Origin of the sequence: Hydrogenophaga sp. NH-16, assembly GCF_004006415.1 — a bacterium.
Classification (GTDB): Bacteria; Pseudomonadota; Gammaproteobacteria; order Burkholderiales; family Burkholderiaceae_C; genus Hydrogenophaga; species Hydrogenophaga pseudoflava.
Genome location: NZ_CP029344.1, coordinates 4,531,562 through 4,557,623 on the forward strand (window position 1 = coordinate 4,531,562; position 26,062 = coordinate 4,557,623).

The window sequence follows — 26,062 nt, forward strand, 5'->3', positions numbered from 1 at the left end:
CGTGCCCGTGTGGCTGCAGAGCGAAGGCGCCTGGATTGCGTTGGGCGTCTCCGCCCTGTTCATCATCGCCGGTGTGGTCATGCACCGCGTCATCAAGAAGGTGCTGCAGACTCCGCGGCCCGAGGAATCGCAGAAACATGAGTGACATCCTGAACCAGATCGTCGCGGTCAAGCGCGAAGAGATCGCCGCCGCGCGCAAGAAGAAGCCGTTGGAGGCGATGCGCTTTGATGCCGAAAGCCGTGTGCTGACCCGCGATTTCGAAGGTGCGTTGCGCGCCAAGATCGCCGCGGGACAAGCGGCGGTGATTGCCGAGATAAAAAAAGCCAGTCCGAGCAAGGGCGTGATTCGCGAGGACTTCATTCCCGCCGACATTGCCCAGAGCTATGCCGAGGGCGATGGCCGGGTCAGTGCAGCCTGCCTGTCGGTGCTGACCGACCGCCAGTTCTTCCAGGGCGGCGCGGACTACCTCAAGCAGGCGCGAGCCAGCTGCGATCTGCCGGTGCTGCGCAAAGACTTCATGGTCGACCCCTACCAGGTCTACGAGGCCCGGGCCATGGGGGCGGACTGCATCCTGCTGATCGCCGCCTGCCTGGACGATGCGCAGATGGCCGACCTGGAGGCCATCGCCATGGGCATGAACATGACGGTGCTGGTCGAGGTGCACGACCGCGACGAACTGCATCGTGCGCTCAGGCTGAAAACGCCACTGCTGGGCATCAACAACCGAAACCTGCGCACTTTCGAAGTGACCCTGCAAACCACCCTGGACATGCTGCCCGAGGTGCCGGCCGACCGGCTGCTGGTCACCGAGTCCGGGATCCTCGGGCGAGAGGATGTGCGAACCATGCGCGAGGCTGGTGTGCACGCTTTCCTGGTAGGCGAGGCCTTCATGCGTGCACCCGAGCCCGGGCTGGCGCTGGCCGAGCTGTTTTCCTGAATCGCGTTCATGCGACAGGAATCTTTTGAATGGGACGGCGTGGCGCCGACGCGGCCATCGACCGATCCGGTGCCCTGGCTCAGGGAGATCGACCCGGCGCGTTGGCCGGTCGCAGAGACCTGGCGCCCGGTGCTCGACCGATTCTGGTCGGACAAGGCCGGACAGGGGCTGCTGGCTTTCCTTCGCGAACGCCTGCGGGTCGGCGCGGTGATCTATCCGCCAGAACCTTTGCGGGCCTTGTCCTGGGGAGGTCCGGCCGATGTCCGTGTGGTGATCGTCGGGCAGGACCCTTATCACGGGCCAGGTCAGGCCGAAGGGCTGGCGTTTTCAGTGGCGTCGGGTGTGCGCAAACCCCCGAGCCTGCGCAACATCTTCAAGGAGCTATGCCGTGACCTCGGACTGCCGGAGCCGGAAGATGGCTCACTGGCGCCGTGGGCGCGACAAGGCGTGTTGCTGCTCAACACCTGCCTGACGGTGGAGGATGGTCAGGCGGGTAGTCATGCAGGGCAGGGCTGGGAAGTGCTCACCGATGCCGTCATCGAGGCTTGCAGTGCATCTGCCGTGCCAAAGGTGTTTTTGTTGTGGGGGGCTCACGCCCAGAAGAAGGCCGACTTGATCGATGTGTCCCGCCACAAGGTGCTGTGTGCCAACCACCCGTCACCCTTGTCTGCCAGTCGCGGTCCGGTCCCGTTTCTGGGGTGTGGCCACTTTGGTGCGGCGAACCGGTGGCTGGCGGAGCAGGGTGTTGCTCCAATTGACTGGTCGTTGATGGCGTTGAGTGACACGGTCAAAAAAACCGTGGCATAATGTCGGGCTGCGTTTGTGGAGGGGTGGCCGAGTGGTTAATGGCAGCAGACTGTAAATCTGCCCTCTTGCGAGTACGCTGGTTCGAATCCAGCCCCCTCCACCAATGACTGCAGATGTGAGAGCGATGGAAATCTGTGCGGGAGTAGTTCAATGGTAGAACCCCAGCCTTCCAAGCTGATGACGCGGGTTCGATTCCCGTCTCCCGCTCCATCTTTGGTTGTTGACTCCGCCTGACCAGCGGGCGTGGATTTTGAATTTCAGGGTATCCGGCGTGTGTCGGATGTCTTGGCCCTTGTGGCTCAGTGGTAGAGCACTCCCTTGGTAAGGGAGAGGTCGCGGGTCCGATTCCCGCCAAGGGCACCATCTTTGTTCTGGTGTTTCGGCAATTTTGTTTTGGAGCTGAAAAATGGCAAAAGAGAAATTTGAGCGGACCAAGCCGCACGTGAACGTGGGCACGATTGGTCACGTGGACCACGGCAAGACGACGCTGACGGCTGCCATCACCACGGTGCTGGCTGCCAAGTTTGGTGGCGCCGCCAAGGCCTACGACCAGATCGACGCGGCTCCTGAAGAGAAGGCGCGCGGCATCACCATCAACACCGCGCACGTGGAGTACGAGACGGCCACGCGCCACTACGCCCACGTGGACTGTCCCGGCCACGCCGACTACGTCAAGAACATGATCACCGGTGCCGCCCAGATGGACGGCGCCATCCTGGTGTGCTCCGCCGCCGACGGCCCGATGCCCCAGACTCGCGAGCACATTCTGCTGGCGCGTCAGGTGGGTGTTCCCTACATCATCGTGTTCCTGAACAAGTGCGACATGGTGGACGATGCCGAGCTGCTGGAGCTGGTTGAAATGGAAGTGCGCGAGCTGCTCTCCAAGTACGACTTCCCCGGCGACGACACCCCCATCGTCAAGGGTTCGGCCAAACTCGTGCGGCTGAGCGTCGGACGCTCCACCAGCGGATAGATGTCCACCACCGGCGTGGGCACGGTGCTGGCGGGCACCAACTGCGAAAAGATGCCGCCGCTGACGGTGACTTCGCGAATCGGAGTCGGGCCGAGGGTGATGGCTGTAGCCAGCGGCTTGACGCCATGGAAGCGCGCGCCCACGGCAGGCGCCGTGCTGAAAACCGTGGCGGCCGTGCTGGCGCTGGGCGGCGTGCGCTGCACCGGAGCGCCGAGGATGTCAAACGGCAGTGGCTTGTTGAGTTCGCAGGTGGCGAGGTTGATGGTGTACTCACCACCTGCGTCAAAGACCACTGCCGTGCTCAGCGTGACCTTGAGCGCGCGCACCTTCACCTCGGTGCCTGCCGGGTTCTTGAGCACGATGGACTCGCCCGCCGCCGGGAAGCTGGTGCCGGGCGCCACGTTGTACAGCTGCAGCAGCGACACACCGGCATAGTGTGTGTCCTGCACACGGCACAGCAGGCGCGGGCCCTTGACCATGGTGGACTCGACCAGCGCCACCGCCGCGGTGCGCTCATCGAACCAGCCGTCGGTCTCGAACAGCGTCACGTCCACGGCCGGATCTTCGGGTGGGTCCAGCACCACGAAGCCCGAGCCCAGCAGCATGTCCTGGTCGTCGGTGAGCACCTTGCCGAACACCTTGCGCAAGTGGAAGGCGCCGCCGGCCCGGTTGTCGTCGGACACGTCGGGGAAGATGTTGTTGGACACCCCGTCCACCACGGGCGTGCCGGTGGCGCCGCCACCGCCTTCGGGCACGTCGGCCATCACGGCCGACTTGAGGATGACCAGGTCGTCAGACTGAATGGGCATGGCGGCTTACTCGGCAGGCGTTTCGGGGGTGGTGTCGTCAGCGGGCGGCGCGGTGGGCGCGGGCTGACGCGCGGCGGCGAAGCCGGACAACGTGGTGTTGTGGCCGGCGGTCACACCGCCCAGGGTGGCGCCGCTGCCGGCCGCAAAGCCATCGGCCTGCGCGCCGCGCACGGTGTCGAGGCGGTAGCGCTCCTGCTCGTTCGCTGTGTTGATCTCGAACTTGCGGAACTTCAGGCCCTGCGTGAAGAACACCGCCCGCTCCACGCGGTCATAGGCCTGCAGAAAGCGGTTCCAGCCGCTGTTCCGGTCGGCGATATCCATCTTCTTGAGTTCAATGGCATCGGCCTGCACCTGCGAGTCCAGCAGGCTGCGGCGCGGCGCTTCCGCCGGCGCGGACGACTGGCGCCCACCCAGCAGACCAGCCACCACGCCCTTGGCGAAGTCGCTGTCAGACTCGGCGGCGAACTTGATCAGGGCCTTCTGCGAGCGCTCCTCACGGGCGGTCTGCGCGTCGATCTCCTTCATGCGCAGCTCGTACTCCATCTCGGCCAGCGTCTTTTTCGGCGCGGGCGGCGGGGCCGCCGGTTCGGGCTTGGCCGGGTTGGTTTGACAAGCCGCGAGCGCCAGGGCGGACGCAGCGACGAGGATCAGCTTGGCGATGGTGCGGTTCATTTGGAGGGCTCCTGGTCGGTGAGTGAACGGGTGTCGGTGCCGTCGTCGAGCAGGCGGCGGGCGGCGCGCGCCAGGTCAGCCGGCAGGGCGCGCGTCTTGTCGGCGCTGGCACGCTGCAGAGAGGCGGCGCGGTCCTTGCCCGGGTTGCCGGCGAAGGCCGGGTGCACGCCGTCGGGCACGAGCTGGGTCTCGCCGGTGCGCGGGTTCTCCCACTCGCGCATCTTGTCGGCCGGCGCGGTCTTGTCCATGCGCTGCCCGGTGGGCGTGACGCCGCGCTCGTATTCGCGCCGGCTGACCTGGCGCACGTAGCAGCGGCAGCGGTAGGCGTTCTGCGGCATGTGCGTGTCCCACCACGGGTCATCCACCGGCAGCACCAGGTTGTGCCAGCGGGCGTGGCTCTCGCGCACCTTCTCGTCGGCCATGGTCACATAGCGAAGGTACGGGAACAGGCGCTTGGTGGCCTGCGCGCGGTCCCACTGACCGGCCACGGCCGCCTGCCGCACGTTGGTGTCGTAGATCAGTTTCAACCTGGTGGGGTTGAACCGGGTGGTGACGGCCTCGCCCGTGGACGGGTCTTCCACTTCGTTCAGGCCCCACCAGCCCTTGCGGGCCAGCGCCGCGCGGGCATCGCGCACGAAGTCTGTTCGGGAGAGGTCGCCCTCCACGCTGTCGATGATCATCTGCCGCAGCTCGGCCAGCAGGTCGACCGAGGCCAGCCGCGAGACGGTGAACTGCAGCGCGTGTTCCTCGGCGCGCAGGTCGGCCCAGCTCCAGGTCTGGGTGATCTGCTGGCGTTCCTTGAGCCAGGCGAGCGCGCCTTCGGGGGTCAGGCGGCGCAGTGCGGCGAAGGCTTGGGCGGGGGTCATGCGGCGCTCGCTGATTCACCGGCCATCGAGACAAGGCAACGGCGGGCCACGGCGGGCGCAGAGCGCATCTCGATTTCAATGGCGCCGGCAGCGACAGCAGCGGCCCGCTTAGTGAGCGCTATGTCGTAGTGGGGCCACCGGGTTTTCGGTGGGCCTTGATACCAGCGCCGCGCCACGCCGATCTTGTCCGCCATCGCGTGCAGCTCGTCCAGGCTGTCGGCAACCAGATGACACATCACCATCCGGCCGAAAGGTGCCCGCATGTTGTCAACGTAGACAGCCATCCTGGGCCTCTATTCAGCGGCGGGAGGGATACCAGCCGCGCCGGCCAGGCGGGCGGTGGCGGTGGCGCGGGTCAGGCTCTCGGCCAGCTGGGCCGGGTCCATCTGTTCGAGCAGCGCGGGCAGGCGGTCGATGAGCTGCTGGGCGGTCCAGCCTTCGGCGGCGGCCTGGTCGAGCAGCTGCTGGGCCGGGTCCACCAGTGGGGCCATGGCCTTCTGCCAGCTCTCGGCCAGCTCGGCGTCGACCAGTTCGTCGATGGCGTCGCGCTCGCGCTCGGCGTATTCGGGCACCTGCGCCAGCCGGCATCCACCTGGGCCGCGCACATGGATCCAATCTGGCATCAGAATTGGATACAAGCCGTTACAAGGCTCCATGCCGGGTTGCAGAAGGGCCGGGTGCAGTTGGTCGATGAGTACGTCGACCTCTGGCAGCTGGTGAAGTCGTTCAGGGGGCAGGGGAAATGAGTCACAGCCACACAGACCGCTTCGAGAGGAAGCGCGCCGAACTTTACGAGGACATCGTCGGCCACACGGCCAAGGTGTTGACCGATCTGGGCGTCGACGAGAAGGGCGCCGAGCTAGCGGCCAATCAGCTGGCCGACTACCTGGCCGACCAGTGGGGTGGCCAGAACTTCTGTTTCCCGAAGGACCACCTGCGCAAGCTCAGCAAGCGCGAGCTGGAGCTGTACGAGCGTTACACGGGCAGCAACCACGGCGACCTGGCCCGCGAGTTCGGCCTGACCGAGCGCGGCGTGTACAAGATCCTGGCCAGGGTGCGCGAGCGCCTGCGCCGCAACGCCAAGGGCCACCCGCAGCTGTTCGAGACGTCCTGATCAGCGGCAACAGACCGCCACAAACAACAGGCCGCGCAGGGTGCAAAATCACCCGCGCGGCCTGTTTCATTTGGAGTAACTCAGTTATTCACAGCCGTCCCGATTTTTCCCCCTTTTTCCCGCCAAATCCCATTTATCCAATGGTTCAGCGGTGGGTTATCTCTCCTCTGTTCAGCTAACCGAGCGCCGGCCAGCCGGCGCCGCCGGTGGTCTGCCGCCGACCAGCACAGTTGGCCGGCAAGCCGACCACACAGATGCGGATCTGTGCGGCGCTGAGCGGGCATGCTGCCGGCCCGCTGTGTCTGTTGCGGTGGGGCGGAACGCCGGACAGTGGGGCCTCATTCACGAAAGGTCCGACATGTCCACCAGCCAGCCCCCCACCACCCGCCTGTTCCCGCTGCAGACCCGCGTGATCCACGCCAGCGCCGGCCTGCGGCTGCGCGTGGTCAGCGGCCGGCTCTGGCTGACGCAGCCGAACATGGCGCAGGACCTGTTCCTCGGCCCGGGCTCGGTGATTGATCTGCAGCAGGACTGGGTGGTGATCGGTGCCGACGCCGAACCCTCGCACACGCCGCAGGAGCACTACAGCGAGTACCTGCTCATGCCGCTGGTGGCGCCCGCACCGTCCTGGTTTCAGCGCTTGAGGAAGTCGCGGATCGCGAACAGGGTGAGGTCCGGGGTCTCCGTCATCTGGTGATGGCCGACCGGCAGGGTCACCACCTGCACGGTTTTGCCCGCCGCCTGGGAGGTCTTGATCAACCCTTGTGCAGCCTTGGGCTGGGTCATCTGGTCCACGCCACCCAGCAGGAACAGCACCGGGCAGGTGAGGGCCGCCATGGCGGCCTCGCCGCCCGCGTAGCGGTCGCAGGCCACGAAGCCGCGGTGGAACACATTCACCTTGGGATTGCTGCGCAACACGCGCCGGCCCAGCGCCATGCCGGCGCCGTAGACCCAGGTGCCCGGGCCCAGAGCCGAGGGCGGCGCGGCCAGGGTGGAGCGCGAGAACACGTTGACCATGGTCAGCGCCTTCTCGGGTTCGTTCAGCGAGGCCTCGATCAGCGCGGGCGACACCTTCATCGGGAAGGCGGTGCCGACCAGCACCGTGTGCGTGACACGGTCCTTGAGCCGAGCCGCCGCTTCCATCGCGATCAGCGAACCCCAGCTGTGGCCGACCAGCGCGGCTTTCTGCACGCCGGCCGCGTCGAGCAGGGCGCCGATGAAATCGGCCGCTTCCTCGACGGTGGAGGGCGCCTCGCCTGCGCTGCGGCAGTGACCCGGCAGGTCCACCGCCAGCACGTTGAAACCGTGGTTCGCCAGGTAGCGGCTCTGCAAGATCCAGACGCTGTGGTCGTTGAGCACGCCGTGAATGAACACGACCGTGGGCCTGGCGGGGTCGAAAGGCTTGCCGCCGGTGTAGCAGTAGGTGGTGGCGCCGTTGACGGTGAGTTCCATCACGCACCTGCCTTTTCTGCGGCTTTGAGGGCACGCTTGAGGTCGTCGATCAGGTCGTCCGCATCCTCCAGCCCGATGGACAGGCGGATGGTGCCCGGGCCAATGCCGGCGCCCGCCAGCGCCTCGTCGCTCATGCGGAAGTGCGTGGTGCTGGCCGGGTGGATCACCAGCGAGCGGCAGTCGCCCACGTTGGCCAGGTGGCTGAAGATCTTGAGCGCTTCGATGAAGGCCTTGCCCTGTTCGCGCGAGCCCTGGATGTCGAAGCTGAACACCGAGCCCGCGCCCTTGGCGCCGTGCCTGAGCAGGCGGTTGGCCAGCGCATGGCTGGGGTGCGATTCGAGCAACGGGTGACCGACGCTGCCCACGAGCGGATGGCTGGCCAGGAAAGCAACCACCTTTTCGGTGTTGCTGATGTGGCGTTCCATGCGCAGCGGCAGGGTTTCCAGACCCTGCAGGATCAGCCAGGCGCTGTGCGGACTCAGGCAGGCGCCGAAGTCGCGCAGGCCCTCGCGGCGCGCGCGCAGCAGGAAGGCGCCGACGGTGCTTTCCTCGCTGAAGGTCATGCCGTGGAAACCGTCGTAGGGCTCGGTCAGCTCGGGGTACTTGCCCGACGCGTCCCAGTCGAAGCTGCCGGCGTCCACCACCACACCGCCGATGACGGTGCCGTGGCCGGAGAGGAACTTGGTGGCCGAGTGGTAGACCAGGTCGGCACCGTGCTCAAACGGCTTGATCAGGTAGGGCGTGGTCAGCGTGCTGTCCACCAGCAGCGGCACCTTGGCCTCGTGCGCGATCTGCGCCACGGTCGGGATGTCCAGCACGTCCAGGCCCGGGTTGCCCACGGTCTCGCCGAAGAACAGTTTCGTGTTTGGGCGCACCGCGGCCTTCCAGCCGTCGATGTCGCCGGGCTTGACGAAGGTGGTCTCGATGCCGAAGCGGCGCAGCGTGTAGTGCAGCAGGTTCTGGCTGCCGCCGTACAGCGCGGTGCTGGCGACGATGTGCGAACCGGCGCCCATGAGGGTGGCGATGGACAGGTGCAGCGCGGCCTGGCCGCTGGCCACCGAGATGGCGCCGATGCCGCCTTCGAGCGCGGCCATGCGCTGCTCGAACACCGCGTTGGTGGGGTTGCTGATGCGGCTGTAGACGTGGCCGGCGCGTTCGAGGTTGAACAGGGCGGCGGCGTGGTCGCTGGATTCGAAGACGAACGAGGTCGTCAGGTGGATGGGCACGGCGCGGGCGCCGGTGGAGGGGTCTGGGGCCGCACCGGCGTGCAGCGCCAGGGTGTCGAAGCCGGGGTCTGAATGGCCGGGCATGCGTGTGTCTCCGAAGGTAACGTCCGGGCAGTCCCGGTGTGTTGTTCGCGCCGATTGTGGGCTATATTCATCTCCACGCCTGCTCAGCTGGCGACAGCATCCATCCCAAGGAGAAGTGCCATGAAGGTCAGCGACATCCTGCGCGTCAAGGGCAACGCCCTCTACACCGTCACCCCCGAGGACTCCCTGGCCGACGCCGTCAAGCTCATGGACGAGAAGGACATCGGCTCGCTGGTCGTGATGTCCAACGGTCTGGTGGTCGGGATGCTCACCTTCCGCGAGGTCATCAAGACGCTGGTCAAGAACGGCGGCCAGCTGGGCACCACCACCGTCTACCGCGCCATGGACCCAGGCCCGCTGACCTGCACCATGGCCACCGAGATGGACGAGGTCCGCCGCATGATGCTCGACCGCCATGCCCGCTACATGCCCGTGATCGAGAACCGCATGCTGATGGGCGTGATCAGCTTCTACGACGTGGCCAAGGCCGTGGTGGACGCGCAGAACTTCGAGAACAAGATGCTCAAGGCCTACATCCGCGACTGGCCGGAGGAAGAGTCCGAAGGCAAGAACGAGCCGAACTTCCCCTGATGGGTCTGTCCGTGACCCGAAGCAAAACGCCCCGCTCGCGGGGCGTTTTGCTTGGCGATAATCGGAGCCCATGAGCGGCAACACCTTCGGCACCCTGTTTTGCGTCACCAACTTCGGTGAATCCCACGGCCCGGCCATCGGCTGCGTGATCGACGGCTGCCCGCCCGGCATGTCGCTGACCGAAGCCGACATCCAGCACGACCTGGACCGCCGCCGCCCCGGCACCAGCAAGTTCGTCACCCAGCGCAACGAGCCCGACGCCGTCGAGATTCTCAGTGGCGTGTACGAGGGCCGGACCACCGGCACGCCGATTGCCCTGCTGATCCGCAACACCGACCAGCGCAGCAAGGACTACGGCAACATCCTGCAGACCTTCCGCCCCGGCCACGCCGACTACGCCTACTGGCAGAAGTACGGCATCCGCGACCCGCGCGGTGGTGGCCGCAGCTCGGCCCGCCTCACGGCGCCCACGGTGGCGGCCGGCGCCGTCGCCAGGAAGTGGCTCAAGGAGAAGTTCGGCACCACCTTCCACGCCTGCATGACGCAGATCGGCGAGGTACCGATCGGTTTCGAGAGCTGGGAGCATGTGCCCAACAACCCGTTCTTCGCCCCGGTGGCCGATGTGTCGGCGCTGGAGGCCTACATGAACGAACTGCGCAAGAGCGGCGATTCGTGTGGCGCGCGCCTGCGCGTGGTCGCGAAGAACATGCCGGTGGGCCTGGGCCAGCCGCTGTACGACAAGCTGGACGCCGACATCGCCTACGCCATGATGGGCCTGAACGCGGTCAAGGGTGTGGAGATCGGCGCCGGTTTTGCGTCGGTGGCCGACAAGGGCAGCACCCACGGCGACTCGCTCACCCCGAACGGCTTCGTCGGCAACAAGGCGGGCGGCGTGCTCGGCGGCATCAGCACCGGGCAGGACCTGGACGTGTCGGTCGCCATCAAGCCCACCAGTTCCATCCTGGTCCCACGCGACTCCATCGACGTGTCAGGCCAGCCGACCGAGGTCATCACCAAGGGCCGCCACGACCCCTGCGTCGGCATCCGCGCCGCGCCCATCATGGAAGCCCTGCTGGCCCTGGTGGTGATGGACCACGCGCTGCGCCACCGTGCGCAGTGCGGCGATGTGACGGTCGAGACACCGGATATCGCTGCCGCGTCGCGTGCCTGAACAGCGCAAGCAACTCCTGCCCTTCGCTGCCCTGTCCGCGAGTTACTTCGCGCACATCGGCTTCTTCAACCCCTACCTGCCGCTCTGGCTGAAAGACCTGGGGTTCGGGCTGTTCGCCATCAGCGTGCTGACCTCGGTGCAGTCAGCGACCCGCCTGTTCGCACCCTACGCTTGGGGCACGCTGTCAGACCGCACGGGCGAACGCGTCAAGCTGCTGCGCTATGGGGCCACGGCGGCGCTGGTCTTCTCGCTGGCGCTGTGGTTTCCGCTGGGCCCGGTTGCGCTGTTTGCCGTGCTGCTGCTGATGTTCACCCATACCAGCGCCATGATGCCGATGAGCGAGGCCGCGTTGGCGCACCTGGTCAGCCAGGGCGGGGCGTTCGACGCAAAACGCTACGGCCGTGTGCGGCTCTGGGGCTCGCTGGGCTTCCTGCTCACGGTGATGGTCGCCGGCTGGTGGTTCGAGCACTTCGGGCTCGGTCATTTCCCGGCATGGACGCTGTTGACCCTGGTGGCGGTGGTGGCCAGCGTCTGGTGGCTGCCCGACCACAAGGAGGCGGCGCACCACGACGACGACCACCCCGCCATCTGGCCGCTGCTCAGGCAGTCCGCGGTGCGCTGGTTCTTCGCGTCGGTGTTCTTCCACATCCTCGCGCACATCGCCATCTACGTCTTCTTCTCGCTCTACTTGGACAGCCTGGGCTACAGCAAGACGGTGATCGGACTCTTGTGGGCGGTGTCGGTGTTGATCGAGATCGGCTGGTTCTTCACCCAGGGGCGCTGGCTGCCCCGGCTCAGCCTGACCGGCTGGCTGGTGCTGGCCTCGGCACTGATGGTGCTGCGCATGGGCCTGACCGCCGGCCTGCCGCAGGTCTGGCCGCTGCTGCTGGCCGCGCAGGCGCTGCACGCCATCACCTTCGCGGCGCACCACACGGTCTGCATCGCACTGATCTCGCACCACTTTCCCGGCCGGCTGCGCGGGCGCGGCCAGGCGCTGTACACCGTGATCGGCTACGGCCTGCCGGGCACGCTCGGCGGGCTGGGCGGCGGCGTGCTGTCGTCGGCGCTGGGCCTGGCCAGCGTGTTCTGGCTGGCGGGCGCGCTGGCGGGGGTGGCGACGCTGTGCGCCTGGCGCCTGCGCCGGCTGGAGCACCGCGCCTAGATCAGGTTGCGCAGCCCGCGCGCCGCTTCCTGCAGCACCGGCAGCACGCGCTTGACCGCATCCTCGCTGCTTTCCTGGTTGATCGGCATGGTGACGCTGATCGCGCCGTGCACATTGTTGTTGCGGTCCAGCAGAGGCACGGCGATACCGCGGTGGTTCAGTTCCAGCTGCTGTTCCGACAACACCCAGCCCTGGCGCCGGCAGCGTTTGAGTTCTGCGCGCAGCTGGTCCTTGCTGGAGACGGTGAACGAGGTGAAGGCGCGCAATGGATGCGCCAGCAGCCACTCGTTCAGGCTGGGCTCGCTGAGCATCGACAGAATGGCCAGGCCGGCAGCGGTGACCTGGGCGGGCACGCGCGTGCCCAGCATGTAGCCTTCGAACATGTGCCTTGGCGACCCACCGCGGGCGATGTAGACGGCGTCCTCGCCGTCCAGCACCGCGAGATACGCGATCTCCTGGGTGCCGCCCACGATCCGCTGGAGAAAGGGTTGCACCTGTCTTGGCAGGCGCGCCGACTCCAGATACGCATGCCCCAGCCGCATGATGCGCGGCATCAGCCAGAACAGCTTGCCGTCGGTGCCCACATAGCCCAGGTGTGCCAAGGTCAGCAGGTAACGCCGCGCAGCGGTGCGGGTCAGGCCGCAGCGCGCGCCGGCCTGGCTGGCGGTCAGGCGCGGGTGCTGGTCGTCGAAGGCTTCGATGATGGCCAGCCCTTTTTCAAGACCGGCGATCCAGTCGCGGCGTTCAAGCGCGGGATGCCCCCGCCCGGGCGCAGACGCAGCCGCCGTTGCCGCGCGCGCACTGTCGATGGTGGTCCGGGAGTTCATGGGGGAGGCATTGGGGGAAGTACCAGAAATGATCGATGATTGATCGATATCGATCGATTATCGATCACTTGGGCGGCCCAGAAGTAGGAAGTTGGCCGTTCCTTTCATAGAGTGCTCGGGTGTTCCCGGCTATTTCCGTTTTTCCACCCAACCTTGGAGACATCACCATGAACCTTCGCCGTCAATTCCTGGCCACGGTCGCGCTGGCCGCCTTTTCCACGATCGGTGCCGCACAGGGCTTTCCTGACCGTGAACTGAGCGGGGTGATCCAGTGGGGCGCCGGCGGCGCCAGCGACGTGGTCAGCCGCGCGCTGGCGCCGGTGGCCGAGGAGGCGCTGGGCAAGAAGATCGTGCTGCAGAACAAGCCGGGCGGCGTCGGCGCCATCGCCACGAACTTCGTGTACCAGCAGCCCAGCGACGGCTACACGCTGCTGTTTGGTGCCGAAAACCCGCAGCTGCACCCGGTGCTGGCCATCAGCGAGCTGGACTACAGCAAGTTCTACCCGGTCACCATCGCCGCCCGCGGCAATGTGCTGCTGGTGACCAACGCCGCCAAGCCCTGGAAGGGCTTCAAGGACATGCTGGCCGAGATCCAGGCCAATCCTGGCAAGGTGAAGCAGGGGTCCACCGGCGCCGGCGGCCTGCCCTTCACCGTGGGGGCCATGGTGTCGACAGCCACCAAATTTCCGGTCACCTCGGTGCCGTTCGATGGCGACGGCCCGGGTCTGACGGCGCTGCTGGGCGGCCATGTGGACTTCATGTTCGTGGGTGCGGGCGCGGCCGCCGAGCACATCAAGGCCGGCCGCCTGAAGGCCCTGGCGGTGGTGGATGAGAAGCCGTTCGGCGATGTGCCGCCGATCACACAGGACCTGCCGACGCTGGAGAAGTACCTGCCCTGGGGGCCGTTCTACGGCGTGTTCGTCAAGCGCGATGTGCCGGATGCGGTCAAGGCCAGGCTGACGGCGGCATTCAAGAAGGCCGGCGACGATCCGAAGTTCCGCGAACTGATGGCCAGCCGTGGCAACGTGATGATGAACATCTCGGGCGCCGAAGCCGACGCTTTCCTCAAGAAGTGGCAGTCGGTCACTTCCTGGACCTACCAGGAAGTGGGCGTCGCTAAGAAGAACCCGGCCGAGCTGGGCATCGCCAAGCCCTGAGCGTCCGCCTGTCCGCAGCCTGTCCGGTCCCGGCCGGACGGCTGCGCGTTTGTGCCTGAACCCTTGCGTAACCCACCATGCAACCCACCCGACAACGGCTCCCTGGCGAGCTGAGCTTTCTGGCCGTGCTGCTGCTGGCCAGCCTCTTTCTTCTGTGGACGGCGTACGGCATCTCGAAGTTCGAGTCGCTCACGTCTGCGGGCGCGTTCCCGATGTTCGCTGCAGCGATCATGGTGGTCTGCGCCGTGCTGATCCTGCGGGATGCGGCGCGCTCGGCACCGACCGAGACTCGGGCCGGTGAGTCGCTGGCGGCGCAATTCGTGCGGCGCCTCACGCCGCCAGTGGTGGTGGGCTTCACGGTCGCCATCGCGCTGTACATGGTGCTGCTGCAACCACTGGGCTTTCTGCTGGCGTCCTACCTGTTCCTGGTGGTGTCGATGGCGCTGCTGGGCAGCCGCCGCTGGGGCCTGAACCTGCTGGTGTCGGCGCTGGCACTGGCCGCGATCTACGGGATCTTCCAGACCTTGTTCTCGGTGGTGCTGCCCAGCGGCACCCTGCTGCAGGGCCTGTTCAACGGAGCCGCCGCGTGATCGAAGCGCTCAACTATTTCTTCATCAGCTGGGTCGACGTCCGGTTGCTGCTGCTGACCGCGGCGGGCACCTTCGCCGGCATCTACATCGGCGCCATTCCCGGCCTGTCGGTGACGATGGCGGTGTCCATCCTGATCTCGTTCACCTTCAAATGGGAGGTCAACTCGGCGCTGGCGCTGATCTCGGGCATTTACCTGGGCGGCGTCTATGGCGGCTCGCGCAGCGCCATCCTGCTGAACATTCCCGGCGCGCCCTCGGCCATTGCCACCGGGCTGGACGGCTACCCGCTGGCCAAGCGGGGCGAGGCCGGCACCGCCATCGGGCTGACCACGGTGGTCTCTGTGGTGGGTGGTTTCATCGGCATCCTGGCGCTGGCCGTGGCCGCGCCGGCGGTGGCGGATCTGGCGCTCCAGTTCGCGCCGCGCGACTACCTGATGCTGGCCATCTGGGGCATCCTGCTGGTGGGCAGTCTCTCGGGTGGCTCGCTGGCCAAGGGCATTTTTGCCGGGGCCCTGGGCGTGCTGATCGGCTCGGTCGGGCTCGACCCGATGACCGCCGAGTCGCGCTTCACCTTTGGCAGCCTGCAGCTGACCGCGGGCATCTCCTATGTGGCAGCCATGATCGGCTTCTTCGGCGTGGCCGAGGTGCTGTGCCAGCTGCACGAACTCAAGCTCCAGGCGATCAAGCAGGACGTCTCGAAAATCCTGCCGTCCTGGAGCCTGCTGCGCAAATACCTGCCGCTGACCGCGCGCACCTCCACCATCGGTGTGGTGGTGGGCGCGCTGCCCGGCGCCGGTGGCGACATTGCCGCACTGATGGCCTACGACCACGCCAAGCGCACGGTCAAAGACCCGTCGCGGCCGTTCGGCGAGGGTGCCTACGAAGGGCTGGTGGCGCCGGAGTCGGCCAACAATGCGGCCGTGGGCGGCGCCTACATCCCGATGCTCACGCTGGGCATACCTGGCGACGCCGTCACCGCCGTGATCATCGGTGCCATGTACATCCACGGTCTCAAGCCCGGCCCGATGCTGATGGTGGAAACGCCGCACCTGTTCTGGTTCATCGTGGGCAGTCTCACACTGGCCAACATCTTCCTGCTGGTGTTCGGTCTCACCGGCATCCGGCTGTTCGCCAAGATCGTCGAAACGCCCAAACCCATCCTGTTGCCGGTGATCCTGGTGCTGTCGGCCGTGGGTGCGTACGCGATCAACAACAACCCGGTGGATGTGTACTGGATGCTCGGTTTCGGCGTGCTCGGTTACTTCCTGAAGATGTACGGCTTCCAGGTGGGGCCGGTGATCCTGGGCATGATCCTGGGTCCGCTGATGGACAAGAGCTACCGACAGGCCATGATCTCGGCCGAGGGCAACCCGGTGCAGTTTGCGGGCGAATTCTTCACATCGCCGCTGTCGCTCGTGATCCTGATCGCGCTGACACTGACCATCGCCAGCCAGTCGACCTGCTGGAAGCGGTTGCGCGGTCGCACCTGATATTCCCTTTTTTGCATGGAGTCTTGCCATGAGTGATCTGCTGCTCAACACCGCCGCTGGCCGCGAGCCCCTTCAGGCTTCGTTCAGCGACGCCGCCAACCCCCTGGGCCTGGACGGCATCGAGTTCATCGAATACGCCACCACCAAACCCCAGGCCCTGGGCCAGGTGCTGGAGATGATGGGTTTCCGCCCGGTGGCGCGCCACCGCTCGCGCGAGATCCTGCTCTACCGCCAGGGTGGGCTGAACATCGTCGTCAACGCCCACCCCAGTGATGCCCAGGGCGCCAGCCACGGCAGCGACGTGCCCTCGATTTCCGCGATGGCGCTGCGCGTGCGCGATGCGCGTGCCGCCTACCACTATGTGCTGGAGCGCGGCGCCTGGTCGGTGCCGACGCACGCCGAGGTGATGGAGCTGAACATCCCGGCCATCCACGGCGCCGGCGGCAGCCGCATCTACTTCGTGGACCGCTACAAGGAGTTCTCGATCTACGACGTGGACTTCGTGCCCATCCCCACGGTGGACCAGAAGCCGCCCGCCACCGCCGGCATCCACTTCTTCGGCATCGTGCAGTACATCGGCCCGGAGCGCAGCAACGACTGGATCGCCTTCTACGACGAGCTGTTCGGCACCGAGGTCATTCCCGACGACCAGCGCTTCGGCATCATGCCCAAGGGCACGCTGCTGCGCACCCCGGCGCTGGACCCGTCGCAGCGCTTCATGCTGCAGCTGGTGGAGCCGCCGGTGAACGTGTACGACGCCGACGAGAAGCTGCAGCGCATCGGCCTGGGCGTGCCCGACGTGCTGGCGGCGGTGAAGGCGCTGCGCGCGCTGGGCGTCGAGTTCGTCGAGACCGAAGCGGCGCACACCGAGCAGCGCGGCGCCATCACCAAGACCTACCTGGGTTCGGTGGTGTTCGAGCTGGTGCACAGCGAGCGCGCCGGAGGCTGAGCCATGAAGCCTTCCCACGCCGCCATCGTCGAAGCCATCTCCGGCTTCGGCATGGACACCATCACGCTCGCCGGCCCGCTCGAAGCCAAGCTGGCCGCCATGAAGGCCGCGGGTTTCTCGCAGGTCATGCTCAAGGCCAACGACATCAACGGCCACCCGGGCGGCATCGAGGCCGCCGTCGCGGCCGTCAAGGCCAGTGGTCTGCGCGGCACGGGCTTCCAGGTGCTGCGCGACTTCGAGGGCCTCTCGGGCCATCTGCACCACTACAAGATCGACATCGCCAAGGCCATGCTGGAGATGTGCGCGGCGCTGGACTGCAAGGTGCTGCTGGCCTGCTCGTCCACCTCGGCCCACGCCACGCAGGACCTCGACCACCTCGCGCGCGACCTGCGCAAGCTGGCCATGCTGGCGCTGCCGCTGGGCATCCGGATCGCCTACGAAGGCCTGTCCTGGGGCCGCACCATCAACGAGTTCACCGCCGCCTGGGACGTGGTCTGCCGCGCCGACTGCCCGAACCTTGGCATTGGCCTGGACTCGTTCCACATCTTCGCGGCCAAGACGGCGCTGGACGAGATCGACTACCTCGACCCGAGCAAGATCTTCCTGGTGCAGCTCTCCGACTTCATGTGGCAGGAGGCCAAGACCTTCGAGGAGCGCATGGCGACCGCGCGCACCTTCCGCGTCTTCCCCGGCGAAGGGGTGCACAGCGAGCAGATCGTCGACCTCGTGCTGCGGCTGGACAGGCTCGGCTACGCGGGCGACTACAGCTTCGAGGTATTCAACGACGACTACCAGCAGATGCCGCTGCCCATGGTGGCCGAGCGCGGCAAGCGCGCCGCGCTCTGGCTGGCCGAGGACGTGCTGCGCCGCTCGGTGCCGCTGCCCAACCAGATGCGGCTGAAGTCGGTGGGCTGAAGCGGGCGTTACGCTGAACGCCCGGTGCCGTACGCCAGCCCCGACGCCACGCCGCCAAACAGGTCCCCCTCGATCAGCGGCACGCCCGGGAACGCCGCGCGCAGCGTCTGCTGGAACGGCCGCAGGGCGGAGGAGCCGCCGGTGAGGTAGACGGCATCGAGCTGGTCGTTTCGCAGGCCGGCGCGTTGCACACATTCCCGAGCGCAGACCACGGTGCGATCCAGCAGCCCGCCCAGGTGCTCGCGCAGCGCGGCCGTGCCCAGCGGCGCCGTGAGGGCGGCTTCGACGATGGAGAGGTCCACGGTGGTGTCGGCGTCGGCCATCGAGCAGCGGATCTTGGCCTGCTCGACCTCGTGGGCGATGTGGTGGCCGTGGCGCTCGCGCAGCACGCGCATCAGCCGCTCGTGCAGCCGCACATCGCTGTAGTTCACGCGCAGCGACTGCGCCTGGCTGACCGCCTTGGGCAGGTAGAGCCACTGGATCAGGTGCCAGGTGGAAAGGTCGAAGAAGGTGCGGCTGGGCACTTCGCGGCCTTGCGGGCCGAGGTGGCGGTAACCCAGCAGCGGCATCACCTGTTCCAGGCTGAGCCGGTGGTCGAAGTCGGTGCCACCGATGTGCACGCCGGTGGTAGCCAGCACGTCGTCTGCCCGGTCGGGCCGCGCGATGCGATCAGGGCCCAGGCGCACCACGGTGAAGTCGGAGGTGCCGCCGCCGATGTCTACGATCAGCACCAGGGATTCGCGCGCCAGGCGGCGCTCGTGGTCCAGCGCGGCGGCGATGGGTTCGAGCTGGAAGCGCACCTCGCGGAAGCCGGCGGCCTGCGCGGCTTCCAGCAGCGACTGCTGGGCCGCCGCGTCGCGCGCCGGGTCGTCGTCCACGAAGTGCACCGGCCGGCCCATGACCACGCGCCCGGGCGCGCTGCCCAGCGAGCGGGTGGCGCGCTCGCGCAGTTCGGCCAGGAAGGTGGTCACGATCTCCAGGAAGCTGACGGGGCGGTGGTTGACCTCGGTGCTTTCGTGGATCAGCGGGCTGCCCAGCAGGCTCTTGAGCGAGCGCATCAGCCGGCCTTCGGTGCCGGCGAGGTACTGGGCCACGGCGTCGCGGCCGAAGTGGGTGCGGTGGTCTTCGCTGTTGAAGAACACGGCGGTGGGCATGGAGACGGCGTCGCCTTCGAGCGGGATCAGGCGCGACAGGCCGTCGGGGGCGGCCCAGGACATGGCGGAGTTGGAGGTGCCGAAGTCGATGCCGAGGGTGCCGTGGGAGTCTGGATGCATATATGGGGCCAACAAGGGGAGCGGCATTCTGCCACCGCGCCGGGTGACCCGAAACGGAACAGCTTGTCCCCACACCAACGTAGGACAAGGGTTTGCCCGGCTCAGGGGCCGGGTGGCTGCTCGTTACATTGCAAAACGACCTTGGCGCCTTGATCGCCGGGCGAACCCTACAGGAGACACACCCCATGTTGAACATCACTGTCAACGGGAAAGCGGCGTCGCTCGACGCCGAACCCGACATGCCCCTGCTCTGGGCGCTGCGCGAAGACCTGCAACTCACCGGGACCAAGTTCGGCTGCGGCATGGCGCTGTGCGGCGCCTGCACCGTGCACCTGGACGGTCAGCCGGTGCGCTCCTGCTCCACCCCGCTGTCGGCCGCCACCGGCAAGAAAGTGGTGACCATCGAGGCCATTGGCAACAGCAAGGCCGGCAAGGCCGTGCAGGCCGCCTGGGTCAAGCACGACGTGCCGCAGTGCGGCTACTGCCAGAGCGGCCAGATCATGAGCGCCACCGCGCTGCTGACCGCCAAGCCCAGGCCCAGCGACAAGGACATCGACGAGGCCATGAGCGGCAACATCTGCCGCTGCGGCACCTACAACCAGATCAAGGCGGCCATCAAGGACGCTGCGACCGCCCTGCAGGGAGCCTGATCATGAGCACCACCAACGATTCCCACGCCTTCGAGACCAGCCGCCGCGGCTTCATGGCCGGTTCAGGCGCCGCCCTGGTCGTCGGCTTCACCCTGCCGTCCATGGGCGGCCGGGCTCTGGCAGCGACCGACACCGCCTTCACGCCCAACGCCTGGCTGCGCATCACGCCCGACAACCGCGTCACCGTGGTCTGCGGCAGCTCCGAGATGGGGCAGGGCGTGCTGACCGCGATCCCGCAGCTGATGGCCGAAGAGCTGGACGCCGACTGGGCCACGGTGGGCGTGGAGCAGGCGCCGGTGAGCCAGGCCTTCAACAACCCCGCCTTCGGCATGCAGGCGACCGGCGGTTCGACCACGGTGCGCGGCCACTGGGACGTGATGCGCAACGCCGGCGCCACCGCGCGCGCCATGCTGGTGGCGGCCGCGGCCGAGCAATGGAAGGTGCCGGCCGGCGAATGCCGCACCGAGGCCGGCCACGTGATGCACGGCAGCAAGAAGCTGAGCTACGGCCAGCTCGCCGAGGCGGCGTCAAAACAGAAGGCGCCCGAGAAGGTGGCGCTGAAGGACCCGAAGGACTTCAAGATCCTCGGCCAGCGCAAGGCCCGGCTGGACACGGCGGGCAAGACCAACGGTTCGGCCAAGTTCGGCATCGACGTCAACCTGCCCGGCATGCTGGTGGCCGTGATGGCGCGCGCGCCCCTGCCGGGCGTGAAGGTGGCCAAGGTGGACGACACGGCGGCCAAGGCGGTCAAGGGCGTGAAGCAGGTGATCACGCTGCCCACCGGTGTGGCGGTGCTGGCCACGGGTTACTGGGCGGCGAAGAAGGGCCGCGACGCGTTGAAGGTGGACTGGGACTTTGGCGACAAGGCCGGGCTCGATTCGGCCAAGGTCACGGCCATGCTGACCGACGGCGCCAGCAAGGCCGACGCGGTGGCGCTCAAGGCGGGCGACGCCGGCATCACCCCGGCCAAGCTGGTCGAGGCCACCTACGAGGCGCCCTATCTCGCGCACGCCTGCATGGAGCCGATGAACTGCACCGCCTGGGTCAAGCCCGACGGCGTGGAAATCTGGGCCGGCACGCAGAGCCAGGGGCCGGTGCAGGGCATCCTTAGCCAGGTGGCCTCGGTCGACCCGGGCAAGGTCAAGGTCAACACCATGATGCTGGGCGGCGGCTTCGGCCGGCGTTTCGCGCCCGACTTCGTGATCGACGCCACCCTGCTGTCCAAGATCAGCGGCGCGCCGGTCAAGCTGGTCTACACCCGCGAGGACGACATGGCCGCCGGCTTCTACCGCCCGGCTTCGGTGGCCAAGTTCACCGGCGGCCTGGACGCCCAGGGCAACGCGGTGCTGCTCAAGGCCGGCGTGGGCTCGCCGTCCATCATGGCGGCCTCGGGCTTCATGAAGATCCCCGAGAGCGGCGTCGACAGCTTTGCGATGGAGGGCATCAACGACCACCCCTACAGCGTGCCCAACCAGCTCATCACCTACGGCCGGCGCGAGCCTGGGCCCAGCGTCTGGTTCTGGCGCTCGGTCGGCCACTCGCAGAACAGCTTCTTCATGGAAGGCTTCATCGACGAGATGGCGCACGCCGCGGGCAAGGACCCGTTCGAGTTCCGCCGCGCGCTGATGGACCAGCAGCCGCGCTACAGGCAGGTGCTGGAAGTGGCGGCCGAGAAGGCCGGCTGGGGCAAGCCGCTGCCGGCGGGCGTGTTCCGCGGCATCGCGGTGGTGCAGAGTTTCGGCAGTTATGTGGCCGAGGTGGCCGAAGTCTCGATCAACGCCGATGGCACGCCCAAGGTGCACCGCGTGGTGGCCGCAGTGGACTGCGGCATGACGGTGAACCCCACCATCATCGAGCGCCAGGTCGAGGGCGCCATCGTCTACGGGCTGTCGGCCGCGCTGTACGGCAGGATCAGCCTCAAGGACGGCAGGGTCGAACAGGGCAACTTCCACGACTACCCGGTGCTGCGCCACAACGAGATGCCCAAGGTCGAGGTGCACATCGTCAAGAGCACCGAGAAGCCCGGCGGCATCGGCGAGCCCGGCACGCCACCGGTGGCGCCGGCGGTGGCCAACGCGATCTTCGCGGCCACTGGCAAGCGCCTGCGCAGCCTGCCGTTCGACACCTCGCAGCTCAAGAAAGCCTGATCGCACAGGGGGCCGATGGCCCCCTTTTTCTTTCAGGCCACCTTGCGCAGGAAACCCTGCTGGCGTCCCGGTGCGTTGGGCGAGAAGCCGTTGGCCGCCAGGGTCTCTTCCACGGTGTCGTAGAACACGCCGATCTTCAGGATCTCGCGCGCCTGCTGGCCGTTGGCGACGGGGCGACCGAACTCGTTGGCCACGCGCACCAGCTGCCGGATCTGCTGCACGGTGCTCATCTTCTCGGTGCGGCTCTGGTTCCAGAGGTTGTCCTCGATGCCGCAGCGCACGTGCAGACCCATGGCCATGCCCATCATGTTGATCGGCAGGGTGTTGCGCATGCTGCTCTCGACGGTGAGCATGGTGCCGTCGGGGATGGCGCGCAGGAAGTTGGCCAGGTTGTAGATGTTGGGCGCGTCCATGCCACCGCTGATGGCGACCCAGTTGCACACCAGCGGGCCCTTGTAGACACCGCGGCGGATCAGGCGCTCCACGGTCTCGAAGCTGTTGAGGTTGTAGAACTGGAAGGCGCTCTGGATGCCGGCGGCGGACAGGCGCCTGACGTGTTCCTCGACGAAGCTGGGCGTGGAGGGCACCACCATCTCCGTGTAGGCGCGGCGACCCTCGGGCGTGGCCATGGAGGTGCCGGCGATGTCGGCCTCTTCCATGTGTTCGGTCACGTTCATCTGGGTGGTGTTGACGGTCACGGTCACCTGGTCGGGCTTGGGCGTCAGCTCGGCCAGCATGTGGCGCGTGTCGTCGGACAGCCACTTGGCGATCTCGCCTTCGCCGACCGGCGCGAACGAGATCGATCCGCCGACCTGGATCACCATCTCGGGAACCGCCTCTCGCACGCCGGCGATCAGCTCGTTGAACTTGGACAGGCGTTTGCTGCCCTTGCCGTCCAGCTCGCGCACGTGCAGGTGCAGCACGGTGGCGCCGGCGTTGTAGCAGTCCACGGCTTTCTGTACCTGCTCTTCCATGGTCACGGCGATGTCCTCGGGGAAGTCCGAAGGAATCCACTCGGGACCGTAGGGGGCGGCGGTGATGACCAGGGGTTGCTGGTTCTCGGGGAAGAGGTGACCGTCGAGGAAGTTCATGGTTGTCTCCGGGTGCGTTGAATGGGGCGATCAGAAGGTGAACGGTCAGAAGGTGGGCGTGCCGACGATGCCGGCGCGTTCCATCTTTCGGTGGCAAGGGGGGTAGTCCATCACCGCGTAGTGCTGGGTGGACCGGTTGTCCCAGATGGCCACGCTGTTGGGCTTCCAGCGCCAGCGCACCTGGTATTCGGGAATCGCGGCCTGGCTGATCAGGTACTGCAGCAGGGCCGAGCTGCCCTGGGTGAAGTCCTGCCCATAGCGCACGTTCTCGGGCGTGTGGAAGTTGGTGAAGTGGGTGGTGAAGCCGTTGACGAACAGCACCTTCTCACCGGTCTCGGGGTGGGTGCGCACCACCGGGTGCTCGGCGTCGGGAAACTGGGCCTTGAGCGCGAGGCGGCGCTCGATGGGCATGGCCGCGCCGAAGGTGCATTCGATGCTGTGGCGCGCGCGCAGGCCGGCGATCTGCTGCTTGACCGGCTCGGGCAGCCGCTCGTAGGCCAGCGCCATATTGGCCCACATGGTGTCGCCGCCCACCGGCGGGCATTCCACACAGCGCAGCACGCAGCCCATGGGCGGCACCTCGCGCCAGGTGGCGTCGGTGTGCCACGAGTTCTCGTAGCGGTCGTTGGGCGCGTCGGGCGTCTTGTAGATTCGCACCAGGCCCGGGTGTTCCGGGTCGCTGCCGGCCACCGGGTGGTCTTCCAGCTCGCCGAAGCGGCGCGCGAAGGCCACGTGGTCGGCGCGCGAAATGTCCTGGTCGCGCAGGAACAGCACCTTGTGCCTGAGCAGCGCGGCCTTCATCTCCTCGTACAGCGCGTTGTCGCGCGCCGCATCGGCCAGGCTCACGCCGCTGACTTCCGCGCCGATGGCGCAGGTGAGTTGCTCGATCTTCATGGGGTGTCTCCTCGGGCGGTTCAGATCACGAACACCGACGAACCGGTGGTCTTGCGCGACTCCAGGTCGCGGTGCGCCTGCTGCGCATCGCCGAGCGCGTAGCGCTGGTGGATGTCGATGCGGATGCGGCCGGCCGCCACGTGGCCGAACACTTCGGCGGCGAGTTCGGCCTTCTCGGCCGGGTCGGCGATGTAGTCGGCCAGGGCCGGGCGCGTGAGGTAGAGCGAGCCCTTCATGGCCAGCAGGTTGGGGTTGAAGCCCTCGATGGGGCCGCTGGCCGTGCCCACGCAGACCATCAGGCCGCGGCGCCTGAGCGAGTCGAGCGAGGCCATGAAGGTGGTCTTGCCCACGCTGTCGAACACCACGTCCACGCCGCGTCCGCCGGTGAGTTCCTTCACCCGGGCGGCCACGTCCTCGTGGCTGTAGTTGATGGTGTGGGTGCAGCCGTGGGCCCTGGCGACCTCGGCCTTGGCGTCGGTGGACACGGTGCCGATGACGGTGATGCCCAGCAGCCTGGCCCACTGCGCCACGATCAGACCCACGCCGCCCGCCGCTGCGTGCAGCAGCAGCGTGTCGCCGGCCTTGAAGGGGTGGATGCGGCGCATCAGGTAGGCCGAGGTCAGGCCGCGCATGGTCATGGCGGCGGCGGTCTCGAAGCCGATGCCGTCGGGCAGCTTGATGAGCGGTGCCGCGGCGATGAGGCGCTCGGTGGCGTAGGCGCCCAGGGTGTTGAGGAAGCCGGTGTAGGTGACGCGGTCGCCCACGGCGACGTTGCTCACATCGGGGCCGACGGCCTCGACCACACCCGCCGCCTCCACGCCCATGCCGGCGGGCAGGGGCATGGGGTAGGTGCCGTTGCGGAAGTAGGTGTCGGCGTAGTTCAGGCCGACGGCGGCGTGGCGCAGGCGGACCTGGCCCGGGCCTGGGTCGCCCACCTCGACCTGTTCGATCTCCAGCACCTCGGGGCCGCCGGTGCGGTGCATGCGGATGGCAGTGGCCATGGGGGGTGTCTCCTTGTTGCGTTCGGGGGGCCGGGTGTCCGGGCCATGGAACGCATCGTAGGAGTCACCACCCTTGAATGCTTGTCAAACTGGGACATTGATTTGCGAATTTGGGACAGTCAGGGTTGACCCTGACGCACCGCCGCTTTCGCTTTCTCCTGGGCCCGCCAGGCTGTGACGCTGCAGCCGAAGGTGTGGCGGAACCAGTGCGAAAACGCCGCCGGCGCGGCGAAGCCCAGCAGCTGCGCCACCTCGGACAGCGGCAGGTCGCTGTCCTGCACCTGGCGCAGCACGAGTTCGGAACGCACCGCCTGCAGCAGCGTGGCGAAGCTCTCGCCCTCGCGCGCCAGGTGGCGGTGGATGGTGCGGCGGTCCACGCCCAGGTGCTGCGCCACCTGCTGCGAGGTGCAGCGCCCGCCGGGCAGCAGCGCGGCCACCAGTTGCTGCACCGTGGCCTTGGTGCTCTGGTGGCGGCCCGAGAGCGCGCGGTCCAGGTACTGGCGGGCGAAGCGCGCCATCTCGGGGTTGTTGCCGGGCAGCGGGGTCTGCAGGTCGGCGGCGGTGCAGACGATGCCGTTGAACTCGCTGTTGAAGTCCACCGAGGTGCCGAAGAAGGCCTTGTGCGCCTTCGCGTCCTTCGGCGGCCGGTGCTTGAAGCACACGCGCACCGGCTTCCACGGCCCGCCCAGCAGCTCGCGCACGATGCGGTACATCACGCCCACCGCCAGCTCCATCGACTGGCGCGTGCTGGCCGACTGCTCGACCAGGATCTCCTCGCGGATGATCACCAACGGCCCGTGGTCCTCCACCCGCGTGAGCAGCGAGGCGTTGAGCAGGCGCAGGTAGCGGCACAGCGTGTCCAGCGCGGCGCGCGCGGTGGGCTCCTCCTTGAGCACCAGGCTGATCGGGCCGAGGTTGGCCAGGTGGCGCCGCGCCGCCATGCGCAGGCCGAAGTCGTCCACGCCGCTGGCCTGCGCGCTGTCTTCCAGCAGCGCCCGCACCGCCGCTGCGCTCAGCGGCGTTTCGGGATCGTCCAGCGCCCGTGGCGAGAGTCCGGCCTTGCGCAGCAGGGCGCGCGCATCCAGCCCCAGCGACTGCGCCAGCTCGACGTAGCCGGAGAGGCTGGCGCTGCGCACCACGGGCACGTAGGGGTAATCCATGAATGTCCCAATTTCGAAAGTCGATGTCCCGATTGGACAAGCACAGTGGGGG

Annotated in this window: 27 protein-coding genes, 3 tRNA genes and 1 pseudogene; 19 read left to right on the forward strand and 12 right to left on the reverse strand. The window is 67.3% G+C overall.

Annotated elements, in window-relative coordinates:
• Position 1 precedes the first annotated feature (1 nt).
• The 7 genes and pseudogenes from DD542_RS23625 to DD542_RS21850 all read left to right on the forward strand — a co-directional run.
• Complete coding sequence (locus DD542_RS23625) at positions 2–145, forward strand: hypothetical protein (protein ID WP_157576303.1); 144 nt, start codon at positions 2–4, stop codon at positions 143–145.
• Positions 138–938: an indole-3-glycerol phosphate synthase TrpC gene (trpC, locus tag DD542_RS21825; RefSeq protein WP_127807051.1), complete on the forward strand. Its 801-nt coding sequence runs from the start codon at positions 138–140 to the stop codon at positions 936–938. The genes DD542_RS23625 and trpC overlap by 8 nt, the downstream gene beginning before the upstream one ends.
• 9 nt (positions 939–947) lie before the next feature.
• Positions 948–1,745, forward strand: coding sequence for a uracil-DNA glycosylase (locus DD542_RS21830; RefSeq protein ID WP_127807052.1), 798 nt, complete (start codon positions 948–950; stop codon positions 1,743–1,745).
• Positions 1,746–1,762: 17 nt separating this feature from the next.
• Positions 1,763–1,848: transfer RNA gene (locus tag DD542_RS21835), tRNA-Tyr, on the forward strand.
• A gap of 33 nt (positions 1,849–1,881) precedes the next feature.
• Positions 1,882–1,955 (forward strand) — tRNA-Gly (locus DD542_RS21840).
• 78 nt (positions 1,956–2,033) lie between these two features.
• Positions 2,034–2,108, forward strand: a tRNA-Thr gene (locus DD542_RS21845).
• Positions 2,109–2,151: 43 nt separating this feature from the next.
• Positions 2,152–2,682 (forward strand): annotated as a pseudogene (locus tag DD542_RS21850) (GTP-binding protein); the annotation flags it as partial.
• Positions 2,683–3,533: 851 nt separating this feature from the next.
• Here DD542_RS21850 and DD542_RS21855 read toward each other — a convergent pair.
• Genes DD542_RS21855 through DD542_RS21870 form a run of 4 tightly spaced genes read right to left on the reverse strand, consistent with a single transcriptional unit; the run spans position 3,534 to position 5,688 of the window.
• Complete coding sequence (locus tag DD542_RS21855) at positions 3,534–4,199, reverse strand: hypothetical protein (RefSeq protein WP_127807053.1); 666 nt, start codon at positions 4,197–4,199, stop codon at positions 3,534–3,536.
• The gene (locus DD542_RS21860; RefSeq protein ID WP_127807054.1) at positions 4,196–5,065 is read right to left on the reverse strand and encodes a phage minor head protein; all 870 of its coding nucleotides are present in this window, start codon (positions 5,063–5,065) and stop codon (positions 4,196–4,198) included. The genes DD542_RS21855 and DD542_RS21860 overlap by 4 nt, the downstream gene beginning before the upstream one ends.
• Positions 5,062–5,349, reverse strand: a complete 288-nt coding sequence (locus DD542_RS21865; protein WP_127807055.1) for a DUF4031 domain-containing protein — start codon at positions 5,347–5,349, stop codon at positions 5,062–5,064. Before DD542_RS21865 ends, DD542_RS21860 begins: the two co-directional genes overlap by 4 nt.
• A gap of 9 nt (positions 5,350–5,358) precedes the next feature.
• Positions 5,359–5,688, reverse strand: coding sequence for a DUF935 family protein (locus DD542_RS21870; RefSeq protein ID WP_164868455.1), 330 nt, complete (start codon positions 5,686–5,688; stop codon positions 5,359–5,361).
• 119 nt (positions 5,689–5,807) lie between these two features.
• On the opposite strand from DD542_RS21870, the gene DD542_RS21875 reads away from it, so the two are divergent.
• Both DD542_RS21875 and DD542_RS21880 read left to right on the forward strand, forming a co-directional pair.
• Positions 5,808–6,179: a Mor transcription activator family protein gene (locus tag DD542_RS21875; protein WP_127807057.1), complete on the forward strand. Its 372-nt coding sequence runs from the start codon at positions 5,808–5,810 to the stop codon at positions 6,177–6,179.
• A 358-nt stretch (positions 6,180–6,537) separates the two neighbouring features.
• Positions 6,538–6,876, forward strand: coding sequence for a DUF2917 domain-containing protein (locus DD542_RS21880; RefSeq protein WP_066155922.1), 339 nt, complete (start codon positions 6,538–6,540; stop codon positions 6,874–6,876).
• Here DD542_RS21880 and DD542_RS21885 read toward each other — a convergent pair.
• Together DD542_RS21885 and DD542_RS21890 are read right to left on the reverse strand one after the other, a co-directional pair.
• Positions 6,813–7,631 carry an alpha/beta hydrolase gene (locus tag DD542_RS21885; RefSeq protein WP_127807058.1) on the reverse strand — a complete coding sequence of 273 codons (819 nt, stop codon included), beginning with the start codon at positions 7,629–7,631 and terminating at the stop codon, positions 6,813–6,815. The genes DD542_RS21880 and DD542_RS21885 overlap by 64 nt on opposite strands.
• Positions 7,631–8,941, reverse strand: a complete 1,311-nt coding sequence (locus DD542_RS21890) for an O-acetylhomoserine aminocarboxypropyltransferase (RefSeq protein WP_127807059.1) — start codon at positions 8,939–8,941, stop codon at positions 7,631–7,633. Before DD542_RS21890 ends, DD542_RS21885 begins: the two co-directional genes overlap by 1 nt.
• A 120-nt stretch (positions 8,942–9,061) precedes the next feature.
• Here DD542_RS21890 and DD542_RS21895 point away from each other — a divergent pair, with 120 nt between their 5' ends.
• The 3 genes from DD542_RS21895 (at position 9,062) to DD542_RS21905 (ending at position 11,865) form a co-directional block, all read left to right on the forward strand.
• Positions 9,062–9,532, forward strand: coding sequence for a CBS domain-containing protein (locus DD542_RS21895; protein ID WP_066155932.1), 471 nt, complete (start codon positions 9,062–9,064; stop codon positions 9,530–9,532).
• A 70-nt stretch (positions 9,533–9,602) separates the two neighbouring features.
• Positions 9,603–10,703 carry a chorismate synthase gene (gene aroC / locus DD542_RS21900; RefSeq protein ID WP_127807060.1) on the forward strand — a complete coding sequence of 367 codons (1,101 nt, stop codon included), beginning with the start codon at positions 9,603–9,605 and terminating at the stop codon, positions 10,701–10,703.
• Complete coding sequence (locus tag DD542_RS21905) at positions 10,696–11,865, forward strand: MFS transporter (RefSeq protein WP_066155937.1); 1,170 nt, start codon at positions 10,696–10,698, stop codon at positions 11,863–11,865. Before aroC ends, DD542_RS21905 begins: the two co-directional genes overlap by 8 nt.
• Here the strand turns inward: DD542_RS21905 and DD542_RS21910 are convergent.
• Positions 11,862–12,692, reverse strand: coding sequence for an IclR family transcriptional regulator C-terminal domain-containing protein (locus DD542_RS21910; RefSeq protein ID WP_127807061.1), 831 nt, complete (start codon positions 12,690–12,692; stop codon positions 11,862–11,864). The two genes, DD542_RS21905 and DD542_RS21910, sit on opposite strands and share 4 nt — an antisense overlap.
• Positions 12,693–12,859: 167 nt before the next feature.
• Between DD542_RS21910 and DD542_RS21915 the strand changes: the two genes are divergently transcribed.
• From DD542_RS21915 to DD542_RS21935, 5 genes are all read left to right on the forward strand, one after another.
• On the forward strand, positions 12,860–13,849 hold the full coding sequence (locus tag DD542_RS21915; RefSeq protein WP_066155940.1) for a tripartite tricarboxylate transporter substrate binding protein: 990 nt from the start codon (positions 12,860–12,862) through the stop codon (positions 13,847–13,849).
• A 77-nt stretch (positions 13,850–13,926) separates the two neighbouring features.
• Entirely contained in the window at positions 13,927–14,439 is a 513-nt protein-coding gene (locus DD542_RS21920; protein ID WP_127807062.1) for a tripartite tricarboxylate transporter TctB family protein, read from the forward strand.
• On the forward strand, positions 14,436–15,929 hold the full coding sequence (locus tag DD542_RS21925) for a tripartite tricarboxylate transporter permease (protein ID WP_079365198.1): 1,494 nt from the start codon (positions 14,436–14,438) through the stop codon (positions 15,927–15,929). The genes DD542_RS21920 and DD542_RS21925 overlap by 4 nt, the downstream gene beginning before the upstream one ends.
• 28 nt (positions 15,930–15,957) lie before the next feature.
• On the forward strand, positions 15,958–16,878 hold the full coding sequence (locus DD542_RS21930) for a 4-hydroxyphenylpyruvate dioxygenase (protein ID WP_066155949.1): 921 nt from the start codon (positions 15,958–15,960) through the stop codon (positions 16,876–16,878).
• 3 nt (positions 16,879–16,881) lie between these two features.
• Complete coding sequence (locus DD542_RS21935) at positions 16,882–17,793, forward strand: sugar phosphate isomerase/epimerase family protein (protein ID WP_079365197.1); 912 nt, start codon at positions 16,882–16,884, stop codon at positions 17,791–17,793.
• Positions 17,794–17,801: 8 nt separating this feature from the next.
• Here the strand turns inward: DD542_RS21935 and DD542_RS21940 are convergent, their stop codons facing one another.
• Positions 17,802–19,067, reverse strand: a complete 1,266-nt coding sequence (locus tag DD542_RS21940) for an Hsp70 family protein (RefSeq protein WP_206610700.1) — start codon at positions 19,065–19,067, stop codon at positions 17,802–17,804.
• Between the two features lie 185 nt (positions 19,068–19,252).
• Here DD542_RS21940 and DD542_RS21945 point away from each other — a divergent pair, with 185 nt between their 5' ends.
• Both DD542_RS21945 and DD542_RS21950 read left to right on the forward strand, forming a co-directional pair.
• Positions 19,253–19,717: a (2Fe-2S)-binding protein gene (locus tag DD542_RS21945; RefSeq protein ID WP_066155958.1), complete on the forward strand. Its 465-nt coding sequence runs from the start codon at positions 19,253–19,255 to the stop codon at positions 19,715–19,717.
• Positions 19,718–19,719: 2 nt separating this feature from the next.
• Positions 19,720–21,864: a xanthine dehydrogenase family protein molybdopterin-binding subunit gene (locus tag DD542_RS21950; RefSeq protein WP_079365194.1), complete on the forward strand. Its 2,145-nt coding sequence runs from the start codon at positions 19,720–19,722 to the stop codon at positions 21,862–21,864.
• A 32-nt stretch (positions 21,865–21,896) separates the two neighbouring features.
• Here DD542_RS21950 and DD542_RS21955 read toward each other — a convergent pair whose 3' ends face one another.
• From DD542_RS21955 to DD542_RS21970, 4 genes are all read right to left on the reverse strand, one after another.
• Entirely contained in the window at positions 21,897–22,955 is a 1,059-nt protein-coding gene (locus tag DD542_RS21955; RefSeq protein ID WP_127807064.1) for a 3-keto-5-aminohexanoate cleavage protein, read from the reverse strand.
• 45 nt (positions 22,956–23,000) lie between these two features.
• Positions 23,001–23,849, reverse strand: a complete 849-nt coding sequence (locus DD542_RS21960; protein WP_127807065.1) for a TauD/TfdA family dioxygenase — start codon at positions 23,847–23,849, stop codon at positions 23,001–23,003.
• Positions 23,850–23,869: 20 nt separating this feature from the next.
• Entirely contained in the window at positions 23,870–24,850 is a 981-nt protein-coding gene (locus DD542_RS21965) for a quinone oxidoreductase (RefSeq protein ID WP_127807066.1), read from the reverse strand.
• A 119-nt stretch (positions 24,851–24,969) separates the two neighbouring features.
• The gene (locus DD542_RS21970; protein WP_127807067.1) at positions 24,970–26,010 is read right to left on the reverse strand and encodes an AraC family transcriptional regulator; all 1,041 of its coding nucleotides are present in this window, start codon (positions 26,008–26,010) and stop codon (positions 24,970–24,972) included.
• Positions 26,011–26,062: the final 52 nt, after the last annotated feature.

Bases quoted from the DNA above. Each gene is read 5' to 3' on its own strand.
- DD542_RS21950 (WP_079365194.1), top strand. From the start codon at position 19,720: ATGAGCACCACCAACGATTCCCACGCCTTCGAGACCAGCCGCCGCGGC.
- DD542_RS21965 (WP_127807066.1), bottom strand. From the start codon at position 24,850: ATGGCCACTGCCATCCGCATGCACCGCACCGGCGGCCCCGAGGTGCTG.
- DD542_RS21895 (WP_066155932.1), top strand. From the start codon at position 9,062: ATGAAGGTCAGCGACATCCTGCGCGTCAAGGGCAACGCCCTCTACACC.
- DD542_RS21960 (WP_127807065.1), bottom strand. From the start codon at position 23,849: ATGAAGATCGAGCAACTCACCTGCGCCATCGGCGCGGAAGTCAGCGGC.
- DD542_RS21910 (WP_127807061.1), bottom strand. From the start codon at position 12,692: ATGAACTCCCGGACCACCATCGACAGTGCGCGCGCGGCAACGGCGGCT.
- DD542_RS21890 (WP_127807059.1), bottom strand. From the start codon at position 8,941: ATGCCCGGCCATTCAGACCCCGGCTTCGACACCCTGGCGCTGCACGCC.
- trpC (WP_127807051.1), top strand. From the start codon at position 138: ATGAGTGACATCCTGAACCAGATCGTCGCGGTCAAGCGCGAAGAGATC.
- DD542_RS21935 (WP_079365197.1), top strand. From the start codon at position 16,882: ATGAAGCCTTCCCACGCCGCCATCGTCGAAGCCATCTCCGGCTTCGGC.
- DD542_RS21930 (WP_066155949.1), top strand. From the start codon at position 15,958: ATGAGTGATCTGCTGCTCAACACCGCCGCTGGCCGCGAGCCCCTTCAG.
- DD542_RS21940 (WP_206610700.1), bottom strand. From the start codon at position 19,067: ATGCATCCAGACTCCCACGGCACCCTCGGCATCGACTTCGGCACCTCC.
- DD542_RS21855 (WP_127807053.1), bottom strand. From the start codon at position 4,199: ATGAACCGCACCATCGCCAAGCTGATCCTCGTCGCTGCGTCCGCCCTG.
- aroC (WP_127807060.1), top strand. From the start codon at position 9,603: ATGAGCGGCAACACCTTCGGCACCCTGTTTTGCGTCACCAACTTCGGT.
- DD542_RS21945 (WP_066155958.1), top strand. From the start codon at position 19,253: ATGTTGAACATCACTGTCAACGGGAAAGCGGCGTCGCTCGACGCCGAA.
- DD542_RS21875 (WP_127807057.1), top strand. From the start codon at position 5,808: ATGAGTCACAGCCACACAGACCGCTTCGAGAGGAAGCGCGCCGAACTT.
- DD542_RS21860 (WP_127807054.1), bottom strand. From the start codon at position 5,065: ATGACCCCCGCCCAAGCCTTCGCCGCACTGCGCCGCCTGACCCCCGAA.
- DD542_RS21870 (WP_164868455.1), bottom strand. From the start codon at position 5,688: ATGCCAGATTGGATCCATGTGCGCGGCCCAGGTGGATGCCGGCTGGCG.
- DD542_RS21970 (WP_127807067.1), bottom strand. From the start codon at position 26,010: ATGGATTACCCCTACGTGCCCGTGGTGCGCAGCGCCAGCCTCTCCGGC.
- DD542_RS21920 (WP_127807062.1), top strand. From the start codon at position 13,927: ATGCAACCCACCCGACAACGGCTCCCTGGCGAGCTGAGCTTTCTGGCC.
- DD542_RS21880 (WP_066155922.1), top strand. From the start codon at position 6,538: ATGTCCACCAGCCAGCCCCCCACCACCCGCCTGTTCCCGCTGCAGACC.
- DD542_RS21885 (WP_127807058.1), bottom strand. From the start codon at position 7,631: ATGGAACTCACCGTCAACGGCGCCACCACCTACTGCTACACCGGCGGC.
- DD542_RS21830 (WP_127807052.1), top strand. From the start codon at position 948: ATGCGACAGGAATCTTTTGAATGGGACGGCGTGGCGCCGACGCGGCCA.
- DD542_RS21865 (WP_127807055.1), bottom strand. From the start codon at position 5,349: ATGGCTGTCTACGTTGACAACATGCGGGCACCTTTCGGCCGGATGGTG.
- DD542_RS21955 (WP_127807064.1), bottom strand. From the start codon at position 22,955: ATGAACTTCCTCGACGGTCACCTCTTCCCCGAGAACCAGCAACCCCTG.
- DD542_RS21915 (WP_066155940.1), top strand. From the start codon at position 12,860: ATGAACCTTCGCCGTCAATTCCTGGCCACGGTCGCGCTGGCCGCCTTT.